21 protein-coding genes are annotated in these 23,283 nt (G+C 66.3%); 4 read left to right on the forward strand and 17 right to left on the reverse strand.

Annotation, left to right across the window (positions count from 1 at the left end; all coding sequences use genetic code 11):
- Positions 1 to 155: 155 nt before the first annotated feature.
- Complete coding sequence (locus EP007_RS01990; protein WP_128476054.1) at positions 156 to 1,001, forward strand: class I SAM-dependent methyltransferase; 846 nt, start codon at positions 156 to 158, stop codon at positions 999 to 1,001.
- 85 nt (positions 1,002 to 1,086) lie between these two features.
- Here the strand turns inward: EP007_RS01990 and EP007_RS01995 are convergent, their stop codons facing one another.
- A complete protein-coding gene (locus EP007_RS01995) occupies positions 1,087 to 1,746 on the reverse strand; it encodes a helix-turn-helix domain-containing protein (protein WP_128476055.1) in 660 nt (219 codons plus the stop codon).
- Between the two features lie 82 nt (positions 1,747 to 1,828).
- On the opposite strand from EP007_RS01995, the gene EP007_RS02000 reads away from it, so the two are divergent.
- Complete coding sequence (locus EP007_RS02000; RefSeq protein ID WP_128476056.1) at positions 1,829 to 3,247, forward strand: cytochrome P450; 1,419 nt, start codon at positions 1,829 to 1,831, stop codon at positions 3,245 to 3,247.
- Here the strand turns inward: EP007_RS02000 and EP007_RS02005 are convergent, their stop codons facing one another.
- The 4 genes from EP007_RS02005 to EP007_RS02020 form a co-directional block, all read right to left on the reverse strand.
- Positions 3,248 to 3,583 carry an acc operon protein gene (locus EP007_RS02005; protein WP_368408087.1) on the reverse strand — a complete coding sequence of 112 codons (336 nt, stop codon included), beginning with the start codon at positions 3,581 to 3,583 and terminating at the stop codon, positions 3,248 to 3,250.
- 2 nt (positions 3,584 to 3,585) lie between these two features.
- Positions 3,586 to 5,130, reverse strand: coding sequence for an acyl-CoA carboxylase subunit beta (locus tag EP007_RS02010; RefSeq protein ID WP_128476057.1), 1,545 nt, complete (start codon positions 5,128 to 5,130; stop codon positions 3,586 to 3,588).
- A 104-nt stretch (positions 5,131 to 5,234) separates the two neighbouring features.
- Complete coding sequence (locus EP007_RS02015; RefSeq protein WP_128476058.1) at positions 5,235 to 6,599, reverse strand: sodium-dependent transporter; 1,365 nt, start codon at positions 6,597 to 6,599, stop codon at positions 5,235 to 5,237.
- 336 nt (positions 6,600 to 6,935) lie between these two features.
- Entirely contained in the window at positions 6,936 to 8,270 is a 1,335-nt protein-coding gene (locus EP007_RS02020) for a sodium-dependent transporter (protein WP_128476059.1), read from the reverse strand.
- Between the two features lie 203 nt (positions 8,271 to 8,473).
- On the opposite strand from EP007_RS02020, the gene EP007_RS02025 reads away from it, so the two are divergent.
- A complete protein-coding gene (locus tag EP007_RS02025; RefSeq protein ID WP_128476060.1) occupies positions 8,474 to 9,064 on the forward strand; it encodes a hypothetical protein in 591 nt (196 codons plus the stop codon).
- Here EP007_RS02025 and EP007_RS02030 read toward each other — a convergent pair.
- From EP007_RS02030 to rqcH, 6 genes are all read right to left on the reverse strand, one after another.
- Entirely contained in the window at positions 9,025 to 9,864 is an 840-nt protein-coding gene (locus EP007_RS02030; protein ID WP_128476061.1) for a hypothetical protein, read from the reverse strand. The two genes, EP007_RS02025 and EP007_RS02030, sit on opposite strands and share 40 nt — an antisense overlap.
- A 34-nt stretch (positions 9,865 to 9,898) precedes the next feature.
- On the reverse strand, positions 9,899 to 10,642 hold the full coding sequence (locus tag EP007_RS02035; RefSeq protein WP_128476062.1) for an SDR family NAD(P)-dependent oxidoreductase: 744 nt from the start codon (positions 10,640 to 10,642) through the stop codon (positions 9,899 to 9,901).
- Between the two features lie 75 nt (positions 10,643 to 10,717).
- Positions 10,718 to 11,731: an amidohydrolase family protein gene (locus EP007_RS02040; protein ID WP_128476063.1), complete on the reverse strand. Its 1,014-nt coding sequence runs from the start codon at positions 11,729 to 11,731 to the stop codon at positions 10,718 to 10,720.
- A 159-nt stretch (positions 11,732 to 11,890) separates the two neighbouring features.
- Positions 11,891 to 12,958, reverse strand: coding sequence for an mRNA surveillance protein pelota (locus tag EP007_RS02045; RefSeq protein ID WP_128476064.1), 1,068 nt, complete (start codon positions 12,956 to 12,958; stop codon positions 11,891 to 11,893).
- Positions 12,959 to 13,085: 127 nt separating this feature from the next.
- Positions 13,086 to 13,769 carry a DUF4013 domain-containing protein gene (locus EP007_RS02050; RefSeq protein WP_128476065.1) on the reverse strand — a complete coding sequence of 228 codons (684 nt, stop codon included), beginning with the start codon at positions 13,767 to 13,769 and terminating at the stop codon, positions 13,086 to 13,088.
- Positions 13,770 to 13,859: 90 nt separating this feature from the next.
- Positions 13,860 to 15,968 carry a ribosome rescue protein RqcH gene (rqcH, locus tag EP007_RS02055; RefSeq protein ID WP_128476066.1) on the reverse strand — a complete coding sequence of 703 codons (2,109 nt, stop codon included), beginning with the start codon at positions 15,966 to 15,968 and terminating at the stop codon, positions 13,860 to 13,862.
- A gap of 188 nt (positions 15,969 to 16,156) precedes the next feature.
- Between rqcH and EP007_RS02060 the strand changes: the two genes are divergently transcribed.
- Positions 16,157 to 16,930, forward strand: coding sequence for a hypothetical protein (locus EP007_RS02060; protein WP_128476067.1), 774 nt, complete (start codon positions 16,157 to 16,159; stop codon positions 16,928 to 16,930).
- 63 nt (positions 16,931 to 16,993) lie between these two features.
- Here the strand turns inward: EP007_RS02060 and EP007_RS02065 are convergent, their stop codons facing one another.
- The 6 genes from EP007_RS02065 to EP007_RS02090 all read right to left on the reverse strand — a co-directional run bounded on the left by EP007_RS02065 (position 16,994) and on the right by EP007_RS02090 (position 23,238).
- A complete protein-coding gene (locus EP007_RS02065) occupies positions 16,994 to 17,284 on the reverse strand; it encodes a hypothetical protein (protein ID WP_128476068.1) in 291 nt (96 codons plus the stop codon).
- A 253-nt stretch (positions 17,285 to 17,537) separates the two neighbouring features.
- On the reverse strand, positions 17,538 to 18,167 hold the full coding sequence (locus EP007_RS02070; RefSeq protein ID WP_128476069.1) for a hypothetical protein: 630 nt from the start codon (positions 18,165 to 18,167) through the stop codon (positions 17,538 to 17,540).
- Positions 18,164 to 18,784, reverse strand: a complete 621-nt coding sequence (locus EP007_RS02075) for a hypothetical protein (RefSeq protein WP_128476070.1) — start codon at positions 18,782 to 18,784, stop codon at positions 18,164 to 18,166. The genes EP007_RS02070 and EP007_RS02075 overlap by 4 nt, the downstream gene beginning before the upstream one ends.
- 97 nt (positions 18,785 to 18,881) lie before the next feature.
- The gene (locus tag EP007_RS02080; RefSeq protein WP_128476071.1) at positions 18,882 to 20,537 is read right to left on the reverse strand and encodes a tRNA uridine(34) 5-carboxymethylaminomethyl modification radical SAM/GNAT enzyme Elp3; all 1,656 of its coding nucleotides are present in this window, start codon (positions 20,535 to 20,537) and stop codon (positions 18,882 to 18,884) included.
- A gap of 175 nt (positions 20,538 to 20,712) precedes the next feature.
- On the reverse strand, positions 20,713 to 20,943 hold the full coding sequence (locus tag EP007_RS02085) for a hypothetical protein (RefSeq protein ID WP_208023519.1): 231 nt from the start codon (positions 20,941 to 20,943) through the stop codon (positions 20,713 to 20,715).
- A 171-nt stretch (positions 20,944 to 21,114) separates the two neighbouring features.
- Positions 21,115 to 23,238 carry a DHH family phosphoesterase gene (locus tag EP007_RS02090; RefSeq protein WP_128476072.1) on the reverse strand — a complete coding sequence of 708 codons (2,124 nt, stop codon included), beginning with the start codon at positions 23,236 to 23,238 and terminating at the stop codon, positions 21,115 to 21,117.
- Between the last annotated feature and the right edge of the window lie 45 nt (positions 23,239 to 23,283).

Raw genomic sequence — 23,283 nt, forward strand, 5'->3', positions numbered from 1 at the left:
GGCGTCGGGGTGAAACTCTGCGCCACCGACCGTTCTCACGCCTCGCTTACCGACCGACAATCACCGATACAGGAGAAACGACGAACGATGAACACCGATACGACGTGCCGACGGCGAATTGCCAGCGAATCGACGCTCGACGGGGGCGCAGACCGATGAGCGACCGCAACATGGACCCCGAGAGCTACTACGACGAGTTCGGCGAGTCCGAGTGGGAACGCCTCGACCGCGACCCCGTGACTCGCATGGAGTTCGAGAACACGACCGACTACCTCGCCGAGTACCTGCCCGACCCCGAGAATCGCTCCGACCCCGTCCGGGTCCTCGACGTTGGCGGCGCGGCGGGCCGCTACGCCTGCTGGCTGGCGGAGCGAGGATACGACGTGACGCTCGTGGACCTCTCGGCGTCGCAGGTCGAACTCGCCCGCGAGAAGGCCGCCCAGCGGGGTCTCGCCGACCGCGTCGCCGCGGAGCAGGGGGACGTTCGGGACCTCCGGTTCGACGACGACGCCTTCGACGCGGTCTGCTGTCTCGGCGGTCCTCTGAGCCACGTCGTGGACGACGACGAGCGCGCGACCGCGATGGCCGAACTTCGGCGCGTGGCGAAGTCGGATTCGCCCGTCTTCGTCTCGGTTATCGGCCGTCTGGCCATGCTCCGGGACGTGTTGAAGTTCACTCTCGACACAGAACACGGTCTCCTCGGGCCTATCGCCGAGGACGGCGACTACACCGCAGAGCGCGTCGCGGAGCGCGCCGAGGGCGACGGCTGGGCCGAGTGTCACGGCTACCGGGCCGACGAGTTCGAGCGCGAGTTGGAGACCGCGGGGTTCGCCGTGGAGAAACTGGTCGGACTGGAGAACGTCGCCAGTCGGACGAAACCGGAACTGGCCGACGCCGACGAGGAAGCCGTCGAGTCGGTGCGCGAGGTCGTCCGGTCGCTCCGCGAGGACCGGACCGCCGCAGATGTCTCGGAGCACATGTTGGCAGTCTGCCGAGCGTAGCATTCCGCCTTCGAGATGGCTCACGCTCGCAAGTCCCAGTTCTGCGAGCGGACGTTGCATAGCAACACGTTCTGTCAACGGACGGTCATCGCACGAGCGCGGCGTCAACGAGCGCGCGCTCTGCCTTCCGCAGGAGCGCCGACGCCGTGCTCTCCGTGCAGTCGAGCGCGGCGGCCACCTCGGCGAGTTCGGCCTCGCGGGGCACCTCGTAGTACCCCAACTCGCTGGCCGCCTCGATGGCCTCAAACTGGCGCATCGTCAACCGACCGGCCAGCGACCCCGCGAGGCCGCGGTGGTCGCCCACGCGGTCGATTTCGACGCCGACCCGCTCGGGGAACTCCGCGACGACCTGCCGGAGTTCCTCGGGGTCGCCAAGCACCGTCAGCGCGATTGCGCCGTCCGGCCCGAACACTATCGGCGGGACGAGGACGACGCGGCGGCCGTCCATCGCCGAGCGCCACGCCTCGTCCTCTGGGCGGAGGTCCATCGTGACGTAGGCGTAGAAGGCGTCGTCGTCAATCGGCGCGAGGTCGAACGACCGTACCGATTCGAGGGCGGCCAGCGCTTCTCGGACCGATTCGATGTCGCCGACGACCAGCGAGAGGAAGTACTCGATTCCCTCCTCCTCGTGAGTGTGCCACGACAGCACCTCCTCGCGCTCGAAGTCGTCGCCGGTCGTCACGCGCTCGGAGACCGACAACTGCATTTCCGGCGGGAGTCGGATGGTCACGTCGAGCGATTTCACACTGGGACGCATGGACGCCCTACATAAAAAGGCCAACTGCTTCGCGGCAACCCGGAGGGAGCGGGCCGCCCTCCCTTCGAACATGAGCGAACTCGACCAGTCGGCGAGAGACCGAGCGAGCGACGAGACGGCCGAGACGGCGAGGGCCGCCGAAAACGGGAATGGGGCCGAGACGCCGCCCCACCGCACGGGCCTCCCGGTCGTCGGGTCCACCGTCGCGGCGTCCCGCGCTGGCCCGACCTTCACCGAGCGACTGGCGGCCCGCGGCGACCTCGTCTCCTACAGCGCGTTCGGCGAGGAAATCGTCGCCGTCTTCGACCCCGAAGTGGTCGAGACGGTGCTGGTCTCGGAGAACGACGCCGTCCGGAAGGGGGAGTTCGAGATGGCGTTCGGCGACCTCGTCGCGCCTGAGGGCATCGCCTTCGCCGAGGGCGAGCGGTGGCGACGCCAGCGCACCGCGCTCCAGTCGGCGTTCACGCCCGAGAAAATACGGGGCTACGCCGACGAGATGGTGGCGAACGCCGCCACGATGGCCGACGACTGGGCCGACGGCGAGGCGGTCGAACTCGGCGACGCCTTCGCCTCGCTGACGCTTCGAATCCTCACTCGGGCGCTATTCGACCTCGATTTCGACGCCGAGCGCGGCGCAGTCGTCCGCGAGGCGACCGAATCCATCGGCGCGATGATGGACCACTTCGGCCTGTTGTCGTTCCTCCCGGAGTGGGTTCCCACGAGAACGGAACGGCGCTACGACCGCGCGATGGCCGACCTCGACGCCCTCGTGGACGACTTGATGGCCGAGCGCGAGATGGGGAGCGGAGAGGAAACAGGGCGCGACGACCTCCTTTCCCTGCTCGTCGCGGCCGCGGACGCCGAGGCGACCGGGATGGACCGCGAGGCGGTCCGGGACCAACTCGTCACCTTCCTGTTCGCGGGCCACGAGACCACCGCGACCGCGCTGACCTACGCCTGCTGGCTCCTCGCCGGGAATCCGGACGTTCGCCAGCGCCTCGACGCGGAACTCGGCGACGTTCTGGGCGACCGTGACCCCGATTTTTCGGACGTTCCCGAACTCGCTTACACCGAACAGGTCGTGAAGGAGTCGCTTCGGCTCTATCCGCCGGTCTACGCGCTCTACCGCGAACCGACCGAGTCGATGGCCCTCGAGGGCTACCGCGTTCCTGAGGGAACGACGCTCCAACTTGACACCTACAGCGTCCAGCGTGACGACCGCTGGTGGGACTCGCCCGACGAGTTCCGACCCGAGCGATGGAGTAGCGAGGCCGGAGCGTCCGACCGCCCGGAGTACGCCTACTTCCCGTTCGGGGGCGGTCCCCGCCACTGTATCGGGATGCGATTCGCCATGACTGAGTTGAAACTCGTGTTGGCGACGCTCGCGCGCCGCGTCGAGTTCGAGCGTGTGACGGAGAAACTGGAACCCTCCATGGGACTGACGCTGGACCCCGGCGAAGTCGAGGTCGGCGTGCGAAAGAAGGAGTAGTCAGAACCGGTCGCTTCGCCCCGAAGCGGCCCACGCGTCCGTGGGCGCACTCGTCGGCACGCGGCCCGCGCGGCCCTGCACGCCGCGCAGGCGACCCGCGAACGACCACCGCTTGCCGTCCCACGTCTCCTCGTCGCTCTCGGCCGCCGCGGCCGCGGCGGCCTCCTGCGAGCGGAGGTGGGCACCGATGGCCGCGGCGATGGCGGCGGCCTCCTCGTCGGTGGCGTCGTCGGGAATCCGGAGGTCGGCGTCGGCCAGCGGGTCGCTCTCGGCGTCGTCGGCGTCCGCTCGGTCCGGAGCGGACTCCTCGCGCTCTTCGGAGTGTGGCGTCGCCATGGTCAGAGCGGGATGTTGCCGTGTTTCTTGTCGGGCAGTTCGTCGCGCTTGCTCGCCAGCATTTCGAGGTCCTCGATGAGTCGCGGTCGCGTTTCCGGCGGTTCCAGCACGTCGTCAACGAATCCGCGGTCGGCCGCGGTGTAGGGGTTGGCGAACTGGTCGCGGTACTCGTCGATGAGTTCCTCGCGGCGGGCCTCGGTGTCCTCGGCCTCGTCGAGTTCGTCGTCGTAGAGGATGTTGACCGCGCCCTGCGGTCCCATCACCGCGATTTCGGCGGTCGGCCACGCGTAGTTCACGTCCGCGCCGATGTGCTTGGAGGCCATCACGTCGTAGGCACCGCCGTAGGCCTTCCGCGTGATGACGGTCATCAGCGGGACCGTGGCCTCCGAGTAGGCGTAGAGCAACTTCGCGCCGTGACGGATGATGCCGCCGTGTTCCTGGTCCGTGCCGGGCATGAAGCCGGGCACGTCCACGAACGTCAGGATGGGGATGTTGAACGAGTCGCAAAACCGGACGAAGCGCGCCGCCTTCTCGGAGGACTCGATGTCGAGCGTCCCCGCGTTGACTCGGGGCTGGTTGGCGACGATGCCGACCGAGCGACCGTCGAGTCGCCCGAAGCCGACGACCATGTTCTTGGCGTACCCCTCTTGGACCTCGAAAAAAGAGTCTTCGTCCACGACGCCGTCGATGACTCGCGTCATATCGTAGGGCTTCTGAGGCTGGTCGGGCACGACGTTCGATAACTCCTCGTCGCGCCGGTCGGGGTCGTCCCACGGTTCGACGCGGGGCGGGTCCTCGACGTTGTTCTGCGGGACGTACGAGAGCAGGCGGCGAATGTCGTCCAGCGCCTCCTCCTCGCTCTGCTCGGCGAAGTGCGCGACGCCGGAGGTCGATTCGTGGGTCTTCGCGCCGCCCAACTCCTCGAAGGTGACCTCCTCGCCCGTAACCGTCTCGATAACGTCCGGGCCGGTGATGAACATGTGGCTGGTGTCTTCGACCATGAAGATGAAGTCCGTGATGGCGGGCGAGTAGACCGCGCCGCCCGCGCAGGGACCCATGATGGCCGAAATCTGGGGGATGACGCCCGAGGCCTCGGTGTTGCGCCGGAAGATTTCGGCGTAGCCAGCGAGCGAGGTGACCCCCTCCTGAATCCGCGCGCCCGCCGAGTCGTTGAGACCGATGACCGGCGCGCCGACCTCCATCGCCTTGTCCATGACCTTACAGACTTTCTCGGCGAACACCTCGCCGAGCGACCCGCCGAAGACGGTGAAGTCGTGGGCGAAGACGAACGTCGTCCGGCCGTTGACCTCGCCGTAGCCCGTCACGACGCCGTCGCCCTTGACCTGTTTTTCCTCCATGCCGAAGTTGTGGCTTCGGTGCGTTCGGAGCTGGTCGAACTCGTTGAACGTGCCGTCGTCGAGGAAGTAGTCGATGCGCTCGCGCGCGGTCATCTTGCCCTTGTCGTGCTGGGACTCGATGCGGTCCTCGCCGCCGCCCTGTAGCGCCTCTTCGCGCAACTCGCGGAGTTCTTCGATTTTGTCTTCCATCGTCATAGTCGTCGAACCCTCCGATGGCTACTCATTGAGCGATTTGAGGACCACGGAGCGGAAAAGCGTTCCTAAAATGGAGGAACGAAAGACCGAAACAGCGCCTACCCCACCAGCGCGGCGACGAGCGCCATCGGCGAGACGCCCGCGAGCGCCAGCAAATTCACCACGAGCGTGCCAGCGAGAAACAGCGGCAAAATCGTCCGGACCGACCAGAGCCACGCCGGACCGAGCGACCGGACAGTGGGACCAGCGCCGGTCGAGTATTCTTCGAGAGCATCGGTGCCGAGGACCCACCCCACGAAGACGAGAAAGCCCACGAGTCCGGCGGTCAGCATCAGGTCCACGAGCGTCCCCGAGACGAAGGTGAAAAGCGACGGTCGGAGCGCGTTTGCGCTCCCGGTCACGAGGACGAGACTCCCGAGCGCGAGCGTCGCCCCGCGACGCTCGACGCCGTGTTCGTCCACGAGGTAGGCGACCGGGATTTCGAGCATGCTGATAGACGAGGAGAGCGACGCGAGGACGATGACTCCGAAGAACAGCACCGCGAGCGCCTGCCCGAACGGAACCTGCGAGAACGCGCCAGCCAGACTCACAAAGAGTGCGCCGGGACCGCCGCCGGAGGCGGCCGGTCCGGTCAACTCGCCGAACGTGACGAACAGCAGCGGGAAGACGACGAGACCCGCGAGGACGCCGACGCCGGTATTGAGGACGGCGATGGCGCTCCCGTCGGTGACGAGGTTCCGGTCGTCGCCGAGGTACGACGCGTAGGTAATCATGGTTCCGGCCCCGAGCGAGAGCGTGAACAGTGCCTGTCCGGCCGCCGCGCCCAGCACGTCGAAGAAGTTGGCTTGGAGGTACGCCGCGTCGAAGTCCAGATAGAACGACAGGCCAGCGCCCGCGCCGGGTCGGGTGACTGCCCATCCCGCCAGCGCGACCAGCAGGACGACGATGGCGGGCATCATCACCTTCGTCGCCTTCTCGATGCCGTCGCGGACGCCGCCGACCACGACCAGCGCGGTCAGCGCGAGGAAGGCGGCGTGGAACCCGACGGCCGGGAGACCGAAGTCGATGGTCCCGAAGTACGCGCCCGGCGACCCGAAGTACGACCCCGTGAAACTAGCGACGAAGTACCGGAGAATCCAACCGCCGACGACGCTGTAGAACGACAGCAGGACGACGGCAGTCACAACGGCGAACAGTCCGACCGCGCCCCACGACTTCGAACCTGACGAGAGCGAAAAGAGCGCACCCGCGGGGTTGCGCTGGGAGCGCCGCCCGATGACGAACTCCGCGAGCAGTCCGGGAACGCCGACCAAGAGGATGATTGCGAGATATACGACCAGAAAGGCACTGCCGCCGTTCTCGGCCGTCATCCACGGGAACCGCCAGACGTTACCGAGTCCGACGGCGCTCCCGACCGCCGCGAGGATGAAGCCGAGGCGCGTGTGCCACGATTCGCGTGTCATAGAGACACATTCGCCAATCCATCCGTAAGAGGGTTTCGAGTTTGGAATCGTTAATCCCCGGATATTATGGTTTATAATCGGGTTTCCAGGCTGTTTTCCAGAATTGGTTCGGAGAAAATACGCGGGCTAGTAACAGTTCTTAGAAAGAGGTGTCTCAAAGAGACCTCGTTTGACGATTCGTAACTTCACGCCCCGAGAAGTTGCGGTTGGTCGGGAGTCTGTGACGAGTAGAGGAGTCGGAGTGGGGAGCGGAAGCCACCCCACCGCGAGCGTTAGAGCTATCCGGTCGCGTTCGCGGTCACCTATCGCGTCGAAAAAAGTCGGCGGTTCGTCGGGTTAGAAGTACGCTCCGTTGTTCAGACCGGTGTAGAGCGCCTTGACGCCGAGGTAGAGCGTCATGACGACGACGGCAGGAACGACGAGTCGGACCCACCAGAGCCACGCCGACGTGAACGTCTCGCCGATGGTTGACCCCCGACCGAGTTCGTCCACCGCCTCCGTGTCCGCGATCCAGCCGACGAAGATGGCGAGGAGGAACACCGAGATGGGCAGCAGGATTTTGAACACCACGTCGTTGTAGAAGCCGAGCCACGACGTGCCGAACGTCGCGGGCACGCCGACGACGGCGATTCCGATACCCATCGCCAGCGTGGTCGGCACGCGACCGTAGCCGAAGTTCTCGGAGACGTAAGACACCGGCACCTCCAGCAGACTAATCGCGCTGGAGAGCGCCGCGAACAGCAGGACGATGAAGAAGACGATGCCGATGATTCCGCCTGCGGGGAGTTGCCCGAACGCCCCGGCGATGGCGATGAACGCCGTTCCGGCACCGCCGCCCGCGCCGCCAGCGCCGCCCGTGGCGAACAGCAACGGGAAGACGACGAAGCCAGCGAGGAGCGCGACGAGGGTGTTGACGACGACGATGGCAGCACCGTCGGCCGGGAGGCTATCGTCGCGGCCGAGATACGACGAGTAGGCGATCATGACGCTGAACCCGAGCGAGAGAGTGAAGAAGGCCTGTCCCATCGCAGGCGGAACGATGGACCCGAAGTTGTCCGCGATGACGCCGAAGTCCGGCGAGAGGTAATACTCGTAGCCCGCCGAGGCCCCGCTGAGCGTGGTGGCCCACGCCGCGAGCGCGACGAGCAAGACGAGAATCGCGGGAATCATGAACTTCGCGGCGCGCTCGATACCGTCGGTGACGCCCGCGGCGACGATACCGATAGTCACCAGCATAAACGTGGCGTGCGTGCCGATGGCGACGGGACCCGACGCGACCGACCCGAAGTACGCCCCGGCGTCGCCGAAGTACGCCCCGGTGGCGCTACCGACGATGTAGCTGAGGACCCACCCGCCGACGACGCTGTAGAACGCCAGCGTCACCAGCGAGGAGAACAGTCCGAGACCGCCGACGAACGACCAGTTTCCGTAGCCGAGTTTATCGAACGAACTCACGGGGTTTTGCTCGCCGCGCCGTCCGATGACGAACTCGACCATCATCGTCGGGAAGCCGATGAGGACGACGGCAAGCAGATAGACGACGAGGAACGCCGCGCCGCCGTTGGCCGCGGTCTGGAACGGGAACGACCAGATGTTCCCGAGACCCACGGCGCTCCCGACGGCGGCGAAAATGAATCCAATACGACTCGTCCATGTCTCGCGTTGTGCCATGTGTGAGGGTAGCTTGCAAACAGCCCGATATAAACGAAACGATTCTGGTCCGTCGCGGCGGTTTTTGCCAATTGTTTTTTGACACGTAGTTTGAGGCGTGCCGGAATTAGACGAACGTCGAGTGGAGTCCACAGCGCGACGGAGCGTCAGGTCTCGTGACACACCCGGTACGTTCTTGCTCGCGGCCCGAGACGGCCCGACCGATGGACGACCGACTTCGACGCGGCCTTCCATTTATGATCGGGGTGGCCCTGCCCGCGGTCGGAGGTCTCGACTGGTACGCCCGCACGGGCTGTGAGGAGTGCTACGGCGCGGCGCTCCCCACGACGCTCGCGGGCTACCTTCTCGCGCTGGTAGTCGCGGGCGCGTTCGCGGCGCTGGCGTCGTGGCTCTTCGGGGAGGCAATCGACCGCGCGCTCGATTTCCGACTCGGCCAAGCCGTGTTCGCGCCCTCGCGTCGGACGCTGGCGGCGCTCGCGCCGGTGGTCGGCGTCGCGCTCGCGCTGGCCAGACCGCTGTTCGCGGGACAGGTGACTGCCGACCCGGCAGTCTGGTTGCTCCTCGCGGTGCTGTACGCGCCGTTCGTCGCGGGACTGCTTCCGGGGTTCGTACTCCTGACCGCAGTCGAGTCAGGTCAACAAGGCATCGCGCTGTTCGTCGTCCTCGTCGTCTGTCTGCTGGCCGCGAGTCTCGCCGAGGTCGTCTGGCTCTATCTGTTGGCGGGCGGTCTCGGGCGCGTCGCGGCGGGCGTCGGTCAGCGCGTCACGTCCGCGAGGAACTCTTTGAGCGAGTAGCCCGCCCAGTCGGGGCGCTCGACGGTAACTCGGTCCCACTTCGAGAAGGTGTAGACGTGGCGACTGTATTCGCGGGTCAGGTTCTCCTCGTCCGTCTCCGAGAGCGCGGACTGACGGAAGACGACGCGCCGGAGGTGACCCGCGTCGCGGTCCACGACCAGCGTGAGATTTGCGCGGAGGTCCCGTTCGCGGGCATACTCGCTCTCGCTGATGTCGTCTCTCCCCGACAGGAGGTACTGCGCCGTGTCGGTGTCGTTGACCCGCAGGACCAGCGCGGTCTCGGTCTCGCGGAGGACGGTGACGTTCGCGTCCGGTTCGCGCACCGCGGCCCAGTCGCCCTCAAGTCCGTAGAACGAGATCAGTCGGCGGTCGGGGTCGCACCGGTCCGGGCCGTCGGTGTCTGGTTTCGTGGTCTCCGACCGCGCCGACCAACGGCAGTTCTCGTCGGCGAACAGCACCGTGCCGCCCGACTGGGTGCGAATCCGGTTCTCGGACCCCTCGACGGTGGCGCTCAGGAAGACGCGGTGGTCGCTGGACGAGGACGACTCGGCGTCGTCTCCGGACCCACCGCCCTCGTCGTCGGGCGCGGGCGGAATCCGCCACGCGACGGCGTAGTCACGGTGATCGAGTTGTGAGAGCGCGTCGTAGGCGATTTCGTCGGGCGACTCCGCGAGGTCGAGGTCGTGGTCGGCGGGGTCGGCGAGTCGGTAGCCGACGACGCCCGCAGTGGTCAGCGACAGCGCGACGACCGCCGCGAGGAGGACCCGTCTACTCACACCAGCGGGGAGCCGTCCGTCCATATCCCCAGGCCACCGACGACTGCCTGATAAGTCTTCAGGCTTCGCCGTACACCGGCACCGCCGCGCCGCTGGTAACACCTGCCGCCTCCGAGCAGAGGACCAGCACCGTCTCGGCGATGTCGGCCGGGACGACCCACTTTTCGTGGTCGGCGTCGGGCATCATCTCGCGGTTCGCGGGCGTGTCGATGACGCTCGGCATGACCGCGTTGGCCCGGACCTCGCCCGTCTCCTCCTCGGCGATGCTCTCGGTCAGCAGACGGACGCCCGCCTTCGAAGCCCGGTAAAGCGCGTCGCCCTCACCGCCTTCGAGTGAGGAGCGTGCGCTGACGCTCACGATTGCGCCCCGTCGGTCGCCGGGCGCATCGTCGCTCGCACTTCCGTCGCCGCCACGGAGGTGCGGAATAGCGTGCTTGCTGGCGAGAAACGTCGTCTTCAGGTTCACGTCGAACAGGAAGTCGAACGTCTCGGCGTCGGTCTCCGCGATGGGGGTCCCGCCGCGCCACGTTCCCGCGATATTGGCGAGATAGTCGAGTCCGCCGTGGGTGTCCACGACTTCCGAGACCACGCGCGCTACGTCGTCCTCGTTCGTGAAGTCGCCCTCGTAGAAGTCGATTCGGTCGCGCTCGGCGTCAAGAGGGGCATCGTCGGGTGCCACTACGTCGGCCGCGGCGACCGTCGCGCCCGCGTCGGCGAACGCCGTACAGACCGCGCTCCCGAGCGCGCCGCTCGCGCCGGTCACGAGTGCCACATCGTCGGTGAAGTCGAAACTGACGCTCATGCGGAGACGAAGAACGACGCGGAACACGATAAAAGGCAGGTGGGTGCGCAGGCGAGCGAACAGCGTCGAAATGTGCTACAGAATCACGTCGGCCACGTCGCCGACGCCCGCGCGGCGGACGACGGCGCGCACCGCGTCCTGCGCTCCGGCGAGGTTGTCCGAGTCGCCGTCGAGGACGAGCAGTTTCGCCGGGCGGCCCTCTTCGATAACGCCGCAGTCGAGACCCGCGATTCTCGCGCCGTTTCGCGTCGCCATCCGGAGTACGTCGCGCGCGCTCACGTCGGCCAACTTGGCGGCGAACTCCATCTCGCGGAACATCGACGGCGAATTGAGCATCACGTTGTCGGTCCCCAGCGCCACCGTGGCCCGGTCAGCCAGTTCCGCGATGGGCGGGACGCCGACGCCGGTCACGAGATTCGAGCGCGGGCAGACCACGACCGGGACGGAACTGTCGGCCAGTCGGTCGAGGTGGAGCGGTTCGGGGTGGACCATGTGAACCAGAAAGTCGGGGTCTAAATCGAGCGCGGGGTTGATGTCCGAGGCGTCGCGCTCGCCCGCGTGGATCCCGAAGAGTTTGCCCGCCTCGCTCGTCGCAGTGCGCTCGCGTGAGAACTCCGCGTCGCGCGCGCCGCTCGCGCCGAACCCATCGGCGGTCTGCATCGCTTCGACGGTCTCGCGGCCCAAGATTACGGGATCGACACCGATACCCTCGGCGGCCTCGCGGAGCGCGGACACGCCCTCAACACCGCCCTCGCGGAATTCGAGGAACGATGCGGTGCCGGTCGTCCGCATGAACTCGATGGACCGGCGCATGGCTTGGACTTTCTCCTCGCGCGAAGTGGCGCGCAAGAGTTGGTGCTTGAGACCGTCAGGCGGCGCGACGAGTTCGTCGAGACTCAGGCCGCCTCCGGCCTCCTTGGCGATGGAGTCGCCGATGTGGGTGTGGGCGTTGACGAACGCCGGGAGGACGATGTGGGAGGATTTGACCGATGCCTGCTCGACGGCGGCGATTTCACCGTCCTCGACCACGACGCGGCCCTCGATGGGTTCGAAGTCCGGTCCGCGGAGGACGGTCCCCTCGACAATCATGTGCGGTGGATTCTTGCGAACGGTCTTGAAGGTCCCTATTCGTTTATGTGGCGGCAGTGGACGCGGTTACTTTCGAAGGCGAGACCGTCCGATAAACTACGGATTTGGTCTCCGACGCTCCCGCTTGCGCGCCAACGTTCAGCGTCCGGCACGGCGTCATCAGTCGAGTCGGTAGCGCAAGAGCGCGGCGATGCCGCCGAATCCCGCGAGTTGGTCGCCGGGCGCGAACTCGTTGGAGAACACCGTCACCTCGCCGCCCTTCTGCTCGGTCGTCGTGATGAGTTCGTTCACGTCGAACGCCCACTCGCCGTCCGCGCCGCGCTCCTCGCGCAGGCGCTCGTCCAGAATCAGGAGGTGTTCGATGGCCCCGAAGTCGGCGGCCTTCTGGACCTGCTCGGCCCCGTAGGCGACCTTCGGTCCCTCGCCGATGCGCTTGGTGAGTTCGTCGATGAGTTCGGCCTCTTGGGCGATTCGGGTGTCCTTCTGGACCTCCTCGACCGCGCCGCGCTTCAGCACTTCGTGGACGCCCCGGTCGCCGACCGCGCTGGTGTCTACCGTGGTAATCTTCTCGGTCAGGTCGGGGGCGTTCTCCTCGATGTAGTCGAGCGCGTCCTGCTTGGTGAATCCCGGCCCGGCGAGGATGATGGCGTCGGTCTCCATCCGCTTCAAGGCGTTCGTCAGTTCCGCGAACAGTTCGTCGCGGCCGCGGGAGAACTCGCCCTTCCCGGTCGTCCCGGTGAACTCGGCGTACTCGTCGGTGCCGTACTGGGCGACCGTGTGGATGTGGGCCTTCCCCTCCTCGACGGTGACGATGGCCACGTCGGCGTTCTCGGTGGCCTCCTCGGCCTCTTCGAGGCGGTCGAGTTGGTCGGGTTTCCAGAACTTCTCGATGGTTATCTCTTTGTTCTCCTCGACGTTGACCGTGTGGTGCTGGCCGAGTTGGTCCTCGCGGGAGGCGCTTTCGATGACGCCGCTGATGCGCAGGCGGTTCGAGAACTTGTGGAACTCGGTGTCCTCGACGCCGAGCGTGACGTGGAGGTGTTCGCGCTCGCCGCCGGTGTCGCGCATCTGGTCGTCGTTGCGCTGGATGCGTCGGGTCGTGTCGGCGGCCACGAAGTCGCCGGGTTCGAGGACGTAGGTGAGATGCCAGAGGTCGTCGAGGGTTTCGGGGACGAGCGTGATGCGCTCGCGGCGGCCCTCGGCGGGTTCTCTGCTCGTGATTCGCATGTGTCAACGTCGTTCGCCGGGCGATAAGTCACCTGCGGTCGTCTCCGGCGGTCGGCGTCCCGAGCGGCCCGAGAGGCACGACGACCGACTCCGGCCACACTCTCGGCGGCCCCTCCCGGCGGCCGCGTCAGGCGACTCCACGCCCCGCCAATCGGACCACGAACACGAGGGCGTAAAATCCGCCAGCGAGCGCCGCCACCTCGCCCGGTCGCCCGAGCGCGGCCAGCATCCCGAGGACGGCGATGGCGACGGCGGCCGCGACGAGCGCCGCGACCCATCCGACGAAGTAGCCGCCGCTCCGGGCGCTCCGGAACAGGCGGCCGCGGTCAAGCGCCGCCCCGAGTTTGCCGGTCCGGGCGACTCCGGCCAGCGCCGCGGGCAGGAGGTAGGCGAACCCCAGCGAGACGAAGAGCGCGACCGTGCCCGCGCCGAAGACGACCACCGTCGTTCCGAGCGAGTCGGGTCGTCCGCCCGCGCTCGCCCCGCCGACCGTGAGCGCGAGCGCACCCGCGGGAACGACGAGGTAGCCGCCAGCGACGACCAGCGCCCGGAGACCGTCGGCCGCGAGCGCACGGCTGTTCCGGAACTCGGGCGGCGCGTCCTTGGCCGCCGCGGTCCCGTTGGGCGATTCGACGGTCGCCCGGAGGACCGACTGGGCGTATCCGACCAGAAGGACGGCTGGAACGACGGCGAACACCGCGAGGACGCCAAGTCGCGCGAGGAGACCGACCGCGACGGCGAGAATCGCGCCGACGAGCAGGGCCTCCTCGCCGTCGCCCCGAACCGGGTACGTGAGCGCCTCGCGGAACATGCACGGAACTTCGAACGCGGGAAGTTAGGTCTGACTACTCGGCCGCGAAGGGGTCGGGCCGACGAACCCTGAACGGTACGTGAGCGCCGACTACTCCTCCTGCATCCGACTCCCGCCCGGCGGCAGGAACTCCTGAATCAGGTCCGCGCTGGCCACCTTCCGGACGAACGAGGTGTCTTCGAACCGCTCGCGGAACGTCCGATAGATGCGCGTGGCGATGTCGTTCTGGGCGTAGCGGCCGGGTTCGACTTCGACGTGGGTCTCGACCCGCGGAACGACGGCCTCCGGCGGGCCGCCGAGGACGCGGGTGTGGGGTTCGCAGGAAATTCCGACGGCGACGCCGACCGGTACGTCGCGGAAGTAGGTGCGGTCGCCGCGGATAGCGAACCCACCCTTTTCGAGGTATTCGCCGCTCTCGGGCGTCTTGCTCACTTGGTCGGGCGTGACCATGTAGGCGTCCCCGGCGAATCGACTGTCCTTCCAGACCGACGAGTACGACACTGCGAACTGGGCGGCCTCCTGCTTGCTGGCGTCGGGCACGTCCACGTCGCGGGAGGGTTCGCTCGGGTCCGAGGTCTTGAGAATCGTCACGGGACCGCCGTGGGCCTGCGCGTGGAAGAACAGGTCGTTGCCGTCCATGTATTTCTGGACGAGTTCTTCGTTCTGGTCGGCGTTGCGCCCGCCGATGACGAGGAAGCCATTGCTGGTCCGGAACCACCGGAATCGCTCGTACCACTGCTCCTGCTTGCGGACCGGAATCGACGGCTCCGAGAGCCAGTCTACGTCTTCGCTCTCGTCGTCACCGTCCTCGTCGTCGGTCTCGTCGGGTTGGGCCTCCCACTCTTCCTTGCGCTGTTGGACTTCCGCCAAGTCCTCGCGGGTGTCCTCGATGGCGGCCTGCGCGCCCTCCTTCTTGCCCTCGATGCGCTTGGCCTCGGTGTAGAGTCGGTCGGCGTTCTTCTCGACACCCATCTCGGCGTCGAGGGGAACGTCGATGCCGTCGAGTTCGACCGTGACCATGCCGTTTTCGGGAGTGACGCCTCGCACGGCCTCGGCGGCCTCGATGCCCTGCTCGGCACCCTCCTCGAACCGAGCCTCTATCTCCTCCCACGAGGTGCCCTCGTCCAGCGCGTTCCGGACCGTGGTGAGGATGTCGTCGGCGAGACCGTAGTGACCGTAGAGGCGTTCGGCCTTCTCGCGGACCTCCTCGGCCTCCTTTTCGAATCCCTCGATGGCCTGCTCTTGCTGTTCGATGATGCGTTTCTGTTTCTCGATTTCGGCTTCGAAGTCGGGGCGCTGGTCGCTTGCGGACTGCTCGGCCTCGGTCTGGCCCTCGGGGACGAGGTTGGCGAAGTAGTAATCGACCGCCTCGTTGAACGTGTCGAACGCCTCGCTTTCGAGGTCGTCGTACTCCTGCAGGGGCATCGGCGTCACGTCAACTAACACGTCGTCCTTGCTGTAGACGCGGGGGTCGAACTCCCCGGAGTGGACGGGGTCGGCAAGGCGCTCGATGGCGTCGAAGATGGCCTCGTAATCGTCCGCGTCGGCGTCCCCGATGTCCGTGCCCTTCTCGACGCCAGCGCGCGTACAGATTTCCTCGGCGTAGAGACCACCGAAGTTGAGTTGCGTGGCGAGGGTGCGCACGAGGTCGGTGTCCGAATCCTCCATGTGAGCCGCAAGGGTCTCGTAATCGACATCGAGAGGGTTGACCCGCTCGTCGGGGAACTCGTACTGGCTCCCCGGCGCGACGGTTCGGGACTTGAGCCGCACCGTGTCGAGTGAGTCAACGACCTCGTTGTTCTCGTCCAGCACCGCGACGTTCCCCTGTCCGAACAGTTCCGCGACGATGGTGGTGTCCTCGTCGCCGCGCTCGAAGTGGAACTGGAGGATGCGGTCGAAGCCGTACTGTTCGACGCCCGCGAAGTCCGCGCCCGACAGTCGATTTCGAAGCATCATGGCGAAGTTCGGCGGCCGACCCGGCGCGTCGGGGACGTTCTCCGGGTCCGAGACGTGCGCCCGCTTGGTCTCGCCGACTTCCACGATGAGTTCGACCCGACCGCGGTCGAAGTCCCGCATCTTGAGCCGCAGGAGGTCGTCGTCGTAGAGGTAGGCCTTGTCGAGTTTTGCGCCCTCGTAGGTACCGAGTTCGGCCACGACGGCCGCGAGGTCGATACTCGACAGTTCCCGCTTCTGGTCCATGCCTATTCGTTTTCTACCGGCGCGGAAAGGCGTATCGCTACCCGGTCGGGCGGCGCGTCGAGCCGCACGGACGGAGTCGCCCCGATGGGACCTGACAGTTTTGGATAATTAGTGAATGAAGATGGATATTCAGCTTAACAGAGAATTTATAGTCCGATGCCGTGTATAGAGTTGAACGAAGGGAGTTTATGCGAGATTTCATTCAAAGCCGGAAGTCTGCTAACCGGGAACTCATCGCGGTGAACGCCGACACCGACGACGAGCGGGTCGCGGAGATTCGGCGGTACTTCGAGCGCTATGACGTCGCGCTCTCGTCGTTCCGAGACGAGACGCTTCCCGACCGATTTCTCCTGCTCACCGAGGGCGAGCGATGCCTCGCAGCCATCGACGTGGACACGCTCTACGACTACCTCATCGAGACGCTCAACTCTGGGTCGTTCGCCCACCGCTCGGCGGACGACCCGGAACTCTTCCACGCGATTCAGGCGTTCCTGACCAACCTCGACGGTACCGTCTACACTGTCGAGCGCGAGGGCAAGATTCCGCTCGTCGGAATCTCCCGCGTCATCGAGCAACGGGCGGGCCGCACGAAGGGGGGTACCATCCACACCGGCGTCCAGCGGCTCTCGCGGCTCCGCGACGAGCGCGAGACCTGGGAGACCTACGTCCGCCTCGCCGACCGCGGGACCGACGTGAACCTCTACGGCGTCCCCGACTGGCGGCCACCGGCGACCGACTCGATGACCGTGTTCGCCGACGAGGACGGCGGCACCGTCGGGGACCTCTGGTTCGTCGTCTCCCAGGGCGAGGACTCGGACGCCGCCAGCGCGCTCGTCGCCCAGGAGGTCGAAGCCGAGACCTACACCGGATTCTGGACGTTCGACCCGGAGTACGTCGGCGAAATCGCCGCCTACGTCGAGAACGAACTCCGACCCGACCTCACCCGACTCCGCGACGAGTGACGCCGAGCGCGAGAGCGGGGCATCAGATTTCCAGTTCCATCCCGTCGCGCCCGAACTCCAGATTCAGCCCCTCGTACTCGTCGGCCAGTTCGGCGTACTCCTCGGGCCGTCGCCGGTAAATCTCCTCGATTTCTGTGAGGACGGTGCGGTCGGGGCGACGGTTCGGACCTGTTCGAGCGTCTGGTCGAAGGTGGTCTGGTGGTCGCGCTCCTCGGCCCACAGTTCGTCGCTCAGGATGGGGTGGCCGTCGGGCGTCTCCCGGAACATGCCACACTCCTTGACCCACAGGTCGCGGTCGTCGGGCACCTTGTCGAGGTCCGGAAACGTCGTCTCGTCGGGAGAGACGAGCGCCATCGTCTCGCCATCGGCCAGAAACTCGAACTCGGCGTAGCCGCGGTCGTCGTACTGGGCCTCGATGTCGAGCGAGTCGGCGATGCGGTCGTAGGTCCACCTCGCGGGCGGGTTCGCAGACGCGACAGTCGCAGGTCGGCATCGGGTCTGGGAGTCGCCGCCCGAGCCTGAGAGGGAGAGGTTCAGGCGCTCGCTACCTCGTCCGCCGGTAAAGGGTCACTGGCAGGGCGAGCGACGGCGCTCGCCAGAGTCGGGGCTACTCCGAGACGAACAACTGCTCTCGTATTGTTCTGGCGACGCCGGTGAGGTGGACCTGCCCGAAGAACGCGACCACCAGCGCGCCCAGCGAGTTGTACATCAGGTCCCGAATGGTGTCGTCGAGACCGTGCTGGGCCAGCGGCATGGTGAGACCGGTCTCGGCGGCCACCGCGTCGAGTCCGAACTCGAACAGTTCCCAGACCACGCCGAACGACAGCACGACCACGAGGATGTAGACGAACGCGAACTGGGACGGAATGTTGATGTCGTCGCTGTGAAGGTCCATCGCGCGGGCGGTGATGTATCCGGCCGCCGCGGCCAACGACGCCGAGAACGCGTGGGTCAGATGGTCCCACCACACGATTTGTGCGTACAAGCCTGCGGACCCGAGCGTGTGGAGGAAGACGGCGGTCGTAATCCAGAGGCCGAGCCACGGGTCCAGCGGAATCTCGTAGTTGCGTTCGAGCATCGCCGGGAGCGTCGTTATCAGGAGCGCGATGCTCCCGTTAACGATGGCTTTCGGCTGACCGGCGACGACGCCGGAGGCGACGACGCCGAGCAACACCACCTGCATCGCTCGCGTGATGCGGCGCTGGTTCGCCGTCGAGGGGCGCGGGAGTACCGTCATCGGCGAAACACCCAGTTGATGGCTCGCCAAAGCTGGCGGTCGCGTCGCCTGAAGTACGCGTCGAAGAGGAGTCCGGCCGCGAATCCGGCCACCGTCACCCAGACGAACTCGGTCATCAGCGCATCGTTCGTCGAGAGGTACGACGTGCCGAACATGCGGTCGAAGTTCCACCGAACGATGGACCACGCCGCGACCGACGCCAGCGTCGTCATGACGACGAACGCGACGGCGAACCAATGGGTCACCGACAGCGAGGTGAACATGTGGAGTTCGACGGTTACGACCAGCGCGAGTCCGGCGACCGAGAGGTAGTACGCGAACAGGCCGAGTTCGCCCCCAGACAGGCCCCGGACGAGAATCGGCAGGAGCGCCACCGCGAGCAACTCCCACGGCAACATCACGCGCCAGTCGCGGTGTGCGACCGGCGGAACGAGGACGACGACGCCCGCCGCGGCGACGAAGGTCAACCACTGGCGGTCGAACTCCAGCACGCTCTCGACGAACACCAGCGCGAGGACGCCGACGAACAACCACGAGAGGGCGGCGTTCGTTCGACCGCTCCGAAACAGTCGTTCGAGGATGTCCTCGGACTCGTTCGGCCGGGGGGCGTCGGTCATCTCGTAATCACGTCTCTACGAGCGACTACGACGCAGGCGAGGTATAAAGTCGCCGATACTCGGAGTTCAAGCGACCAGAAATCGCTGTTCGCCGCGTTCACAGGCGCTTCGAGACGTACGGCCCGTCCTGATAGTAGCCCAACTTCTCGCGGTAATACTCGCGCGCGCCGATGCCCGAGATGACGCTGACCTTCTCGTAGCCCGCGTCTCCGGCCAACTGCTCGGCCTTGCGGAGGAGTTTCTTGCCGTAGCCCTTGTGCTGCCAGTCGTGGCTCTGGTCGCCGACTTCGACCATCGGGCCGTAGACGTGGAGTTCGCGGACCAGCGCGGCGTTCTGGAGTTCCCGACGAACCGGATTTCCGGGTTCGCGCAGGCGACAGAACCCTATCAGGAGGTCCTTGTCGGGGTCTTCGTAGCTGATGAAATGTTCGGTGCCCCCGGCGGCCTCGTAGGTCATCACGTCGAGTTCGACGTTCTCGGGGTCCTCGTCGTTCATCCCGACCTCGCGGCACCGGATGCAGTCACATTCCCACCCGTGGTCGTCCATCTTCTTGCGGGCCAACTGCCGGAGGTTCGACTTCCAGACGCCCGCATCAATGAAGTCCGCGGGGATGTCGCGCTGGACGCGCTGGAGGCGGGTGTATTTGGGAATCATCGACTTGATTTCGGCGACTAACTCGGCGGCCTCCTCGTTCTGGAGCGGTTCGTACTCGTCGCGGTGCCACGAGTCGTACGTCGCGGTGCCCCGGACGACGAGCGTCGGGTAGATTTTCAGGTAGTCGGGCTTCCACTTCTCGTCCTCGAAGAGTCTGCGGAAGTCCTCCAGACACATCTCCTTGGACATGCCGGGTTGGCCGGGCATCATGTGGAAGCCGACCTTGAACGCCGAATCGCGCAGGCGCTGGTTGGCGTCGATGGAGGCCTGCACGCCGTGGCCCCGGTGCATCTCGCGGTTGATGCGCTCGTAGGTGGTCTGGACGCCGACCTCAACCTTCGTCCCGCCCAAATCGAGCATTCGGTTTATCTGCTCGGGGTCGCACCAGTCGGGCTTGGTCTCGAAGGTGATGCCGATGGCGCGCACGTCGTTTTGCTCGTTTTCGGCGATAACGTCCTCCAGATAGCGGAAATCGACGTTTTCGGGGTCTTGGGCGAAGCTGACGCCCTCAGCGGGCTGAGGCTCCTTCCCGGTGTCGTAGTCGTTCATCGCCTCCAGCGCGCGCTTGACGAACCACTCCTGATAGTCGTGGCTCCGGGCGGTCATCGTCCCGCCCATCAGGATGAGTTCGACCTTATCGACGGGGTGGCCGATTTCGCGCAGTTGTTCGAGCCGGAGCGTCACCTGTCCGTAGGGGTCGTAGTCGTTCTGGACGCCGCGGGCCGCGGCGGGTTCGTGGCCGGTGTAACTCTGCGAGGAGGAGAACTCCGACCCCGGCCCGCCGGGACAGTAGAGACACTTCCCGTGCGGACACTGGTGGGGACTGGTCATGATGGCGACCGGCGAGACGCCCGAGGCGGTCCGAACCGGCTTGCTCTGGAGGACTTCCTGTAAGTCCTCACGGTGTTCCTCGGGCGCGTGGTCGAGCAGTTCGGAGTTTTTCGGCACTTTCGGCGAGGAGAACTCCGAGCAGACCGACAGCTTCTCTCCCTCTAACTCGTCGCGTTCGACTTCGCCGTCGAGGATGCGCTCGACGAGTTCTTCGCACACCCGCTCGAACGCCTCGGTCTCTGTGGCGTCCGGCGTCTCGGTACTCATTACCTGTTTTTGGTCGGTTCGGCGGGATAAGGGTGTCGTCTACGAGTACGACTCGGTCACGACGGTCCGGTCACTGGCACACTCCTCATCCCGTACTCGTCAGACCGCCGTCCACGACCAGCGACAACCTCGTCCGTCAAAACTGCTCGCCCGGTACAACTGCGACGCCGCCTCGTCACGACACCGCCGACCCCGGTTCCGCGCGCGACTCCCCGCCGGTCTGATACCGGAAGACGCCGACGACGACGGCCGCCACGACGAGAACCGCGACGACCGACTGCGCCCAGTCGTGGGCACCGAGGTACACCCGGTTCGGCACCATCACGACCGGAACGGCGAGCGTCGGCCAGAACCGGCGCTCGACCAGCGTCAGGTAGAGACCCATCGCCGTATCGAGCGCACTCATGGCGACGCCAGTACGACGCCGCGAGGGAAAGTCGCGGTGGCAGTCCGACCACCGGGGCGACCGCTCTTTTGGTCCAAACGGCCGCGTCGCTCGGTTCGACGTGAGAAATCTGAAAACGGCGATGATTTCGACGGCGATACCTGTGACCGCGAGACTGCGAGCGCAGGCGGTCTACAACTGGTCGCTGACCGCTTCGACCACGGCGTCGAGCGCGGCGTCGCGCTCGCCCGCGAGGAACTCGATGGCTCCGTCGCGGGTGCCCGTCGCCGAGATACCGGCCTTGTCAGCCTGTTCGGCGGCGGCCGCGGCGACTTCGCGGGCGTTGACCCGGCCGTCGCTCCGGAGGTGAATCTCGTCCTCGCCGAAGCCGAGCGTGACGTGTTCGTCGCCGGGCGCGCCGTCAGCGCCGAGTCCTCGGCGGTGAATCTCGTCCAGCAGGACGGCCGTCGGCGGGAAGTCGAAGCGGTGGGTGAACGCCTCGGTGTCCAGCACCGTAAAGGAGACACCGTTCTCGCCCCGAACCGAGAGGTTCGGTCCCACGGTGTCGAGTTCCGTTTCGAGCTTCTCGCGGAACTGCTCGCCGACGTGTTCGGCGAGGTCGCGCTTCTCGTGCTCGAACAGGAGGTCCGTAATCAGTTCGCGCTTGTCCTCGTAGGACTGGTAGTAGGCTTCGAGCGCGACGGCCTCGCGGAGCGCCGTGGTGTGGTCGGCGTCGTAGCCCGCCTCGTCAGCGAGCGCGGTGTAGTCCTCGGGGGCGTCCTCCCAGTAACTGACCGCCGGGAGGTGGGATACGTCGTCGCGCACGTCGTCGTTGACGTGGGCCGCGACGTTCGCGCCGAGAGCGCCGACCGTCAGGTCGGCCGCGTCAGTGCCGTCGAGGTGCGGGTTGACCGCCACGTCGGCGAGGTCGGCCACGCCATCGTCGGGGTAGCCCGCGTCGATGGTGACTCGCGGCGCGTCGTAGATGTCCAGCAGTTCGAGTCCGTCGCGGGACTCGTCGGTGCTTCCCGCGGCGACGAGGACGAACAGCGGCAGTTTCTCGTCGTGGCGCTCGCGGTTGTCGAGCATCTGGGTTGCGTCCTTCGTCGCGTCGGCCATGTCGTAGTCGCCGCCTTCGAGCGGCCGCCGGTCGAAGAAGTGGTACTCGGCGTCGCTGTTGGCGTGTTCGTCGCGGACGAGCGGCAGGACCGCGCGCTCGATGGCCGCGCCAGCGACGTAGCCGTCGGCGGTGGCGTTGTGCCGGACGATGACCGGCCGGGACTCCATGACCGCGCGCCGAATCTCTTCGGCGGCGTCTCGGATGCGACTGTGGACCGCGGCGACCGACTCGTGGTCGGCCAGCAGGTCCACGTCGTCGGGGCGGGCCTCGCTCGTCAGCGCGGCTTCGAGTCGGGTCTCGACGGCCTTGCGGTCGTCGCCCTCCAACTTCTCCAGTTCGTCGGTCTCGACCTGTAGCTCGTTGTTTCGGAGTTCGACCACGCCGTCGAGGGCGACGAGGTCGCCCGTCTCGGCCTCAGGGTAGGCGCGGACGCCCGCTTCCACGAACGCGGCGCAGTCCACCGTGGCGCTCTCGTCGCGGATCTCGAAGACTGTCGGGCCGCTGGTCTGGCGCGCGCCGACGATTTCGCCCTCGATTCGGACCTCCTCGTCCACGCGGTCGCTCAGGCTGTCGATAGTGACGCGAGTGCGCTCCGGTTGCGATTCCTCGGTGTCGGTGCTGTCGGCGGACGACTCGTCGGCGTCGGACTCCTCAGTGTCGGACTCGGTTTCAGACTGGGAGTCGTCGCTTTCGTCGGACTCCTCGGACTCGTCCGTCTTGTCGGTCTCTCGCTCGGCCGGGGAGACAGCGCCAGCGCCGTCGGTCGTCGCCTGTTGGTCGTCGCTCTCGTCGTCTTCGTCGGTCGCGTCGGTGTCCTCAGGGAGGATGGCACCGCGCTCGGGGTCGTCGAGTAGCTTGCCCCGGAACTCGCGCTCGGACTGGCGAATCGACCAGCCGAGATCGACGTTGCCGTTGTCTCGAACGCCCGTGACCTGAACGAAGACGGTCTCGCCTTCGTCCCAGTCGAGCGAGTCGAGTCGCTGGTCGAGTTCGCTCTTGTGGAGCAGACCGGTGACTCGGTCGCCGATGTTGACGAAGACGCCGAACTCGGCGAAGCCATCGACAGTTCCGCTGTAATACCGTCCCGACGTCAACTGGTTGGGGTTGTCGCCGGCAAATTCGAAGAGGACGTCCTGCTCGTGGCTGTCGCAAATTGCGCCGTCAGCAGGAGTCCCGCAGATGATACACGAACCCATCTTATACGCGGGAAATATAGCCCCGGCCTAAAACTGTTGTCGAAA

Origin of the sequence: Halorussus pelagicus (assembly GCF_004087835.1) — an archaeon.
Lineage (GTDB): Archaea > Halobacteriota > Halobacteria > Halobacteriales > Haladaptataceae > Halorussus > Halorussus pelagicus.

What these genes read in the sequence shown, in the direction of transcription:
- EP007_RS01990 (WP_128476054.1), top strand. Translation starts at nt 156, where the DNA reads ATGAGCGACCGCAACATGGACCCCGAGAGCTACTACGACGAGTTCGGC.
- EP007_RS02000 (WP_128476056.1), top strand. Translation starts at nt 1,829, where the DNA reads ATGAGCGAACTCGACCAGTCGGCGAGAGACCGAGCGAGCGACGAGACG.
- EP007_RS02005 (WP_368408087.1), bottom strand. Translation starts at nt 3,583, where the DNA reads ATGGCGACGCCACACTCCGAAGAGCGCGAGGAGTCCGCTCCGGACCGA.
- EP007_RS02010 (WP_128476057.1), bottom strand. Translation starts at nt 5,130, where the DNA reads ATGGAAGACAAAATCGAAGAACTCCGCGAGTTGCGCGAAGAGGCGCTA.
- EP007_RS02015 (WP_128476058.1), bottom strand. Translation starts at nt 6,599, where the DNA reads ATGACACGCGAATCGTGGCACACGCGCCTCGGCTTCATCCTCGCGGCG.
- EP007_RS02020 (WP_128476059.1), bottom strand. Translation starts at nt 8,270, where the DNA reads ATGGCACAACGCGAGACATGGACGAGTCGTATTGGATTCATTTTCGCC.
- EP007_RS02025 (WP_128476060.1), top strand. Translation starts at nt 8,474, where the DNA reads ATGGACGACCGACTTCGACGCGGCCTTCCATTTATGATCGGGGTGGCC.
- EP007_RS02030 (WP_128476061.1), bottom strand. Translation starts at nt 9,864, where the DNA reads ATGGACGGACGGCTCCCCGCTGGTGTGAGTAGACGGGTCCTCCTCGCG.
- EP007_RS02035 (WP_128476062.1), bottom strand. Translation starts at nt 10,642, where the DNA reads ATGAGCGTCAGTTTCGACTTCACCGACGATGTGGCACTCGTGACCGGC.
- EP007_RS02040 (WP_128476063.1), bottom strand. Translation starts at nt 11,731, where the DNA reads ATGATTGTCGAGGGGACCGTCCTCCGCGGACCGGACTTCGAACCCATC.
- EP007_RS02045 (WP_128476064.1), bottom strand. Translation starts at nt 12,958, where the DNA reads ATGCGAATCACGAGCAGAGAACCCGCCGAGGGCCGCCGCGAGCGCATC.
- EP007_RS02050 (WP_128476065.1), bottom strand. Translation starts at nt 13,769, where the DNA reads ATGTTCCGCGAGGCGCTCACGTACCCGGTTCGGGGCGACGGCGAGGAG.
- rqcH (WP_128476066.1), bottom strand. Translation starts at nt 15,968, where the DNA reads ATGGACCAGAAGCGGGAACTGTCGAGTATCGACCTCGCGGCCGTCGTG.
- EP007_RS02060 (WP_128476067.1), top strand. Translation starts at nt 16,157, where the DNA reads ATGCGAGATTTCATTCAAAGCCGGAAGTCTGCTAACCGGGAACTCATC.
- EP007_RS02065 (WP_128476068.1), bottom strand. Translation starts at nt 17,284, where the DNA reads ATGGCGCTCGTCTCTCCCGACGAGACGACGTTTCCGGACCTCGACAAG.
- EP007_RS02070 (WP_128476069.1), bottom strand. Translation starts at nt 18,167, where the DNA reads ATGACGGTACTCCCGCGCCCCTCGACGGCGAACCAGCGCCGCATCACG.
- EP007_RS02075 (WP_128476070.1), bottom strand. Translation starts at nt 18,784, where the DNA reads ATGACCGACGCCCCCCGGCCGAACGAGTCCGAGGACATCCTCGAACGA.
- EP007_RS02080 (WP_128476071.1), bottom strand. Translation starts at nt 20,537, where the DNA reads ATGAGTACCGAGACGCCGGACGCCACAGAGACCGAGGCGTTCGAGCGG.
- EP007_RS02085 (WP_208023519.1), bottom strand. Translation starts at nt 20,943, where the DNA reads ATGAGTGCGCTCGATACGGCGATGGGTCTCTACCTGACGCTGGTCGAG.
- EP007_RS02090 (WP_128476072.1), bottom strand. Translation starts at nt 23,238, where the DNA reads ATGGGTTCGTGTATCATCTGCGGGACTCCTGCTGACGGCGCAATTTGC.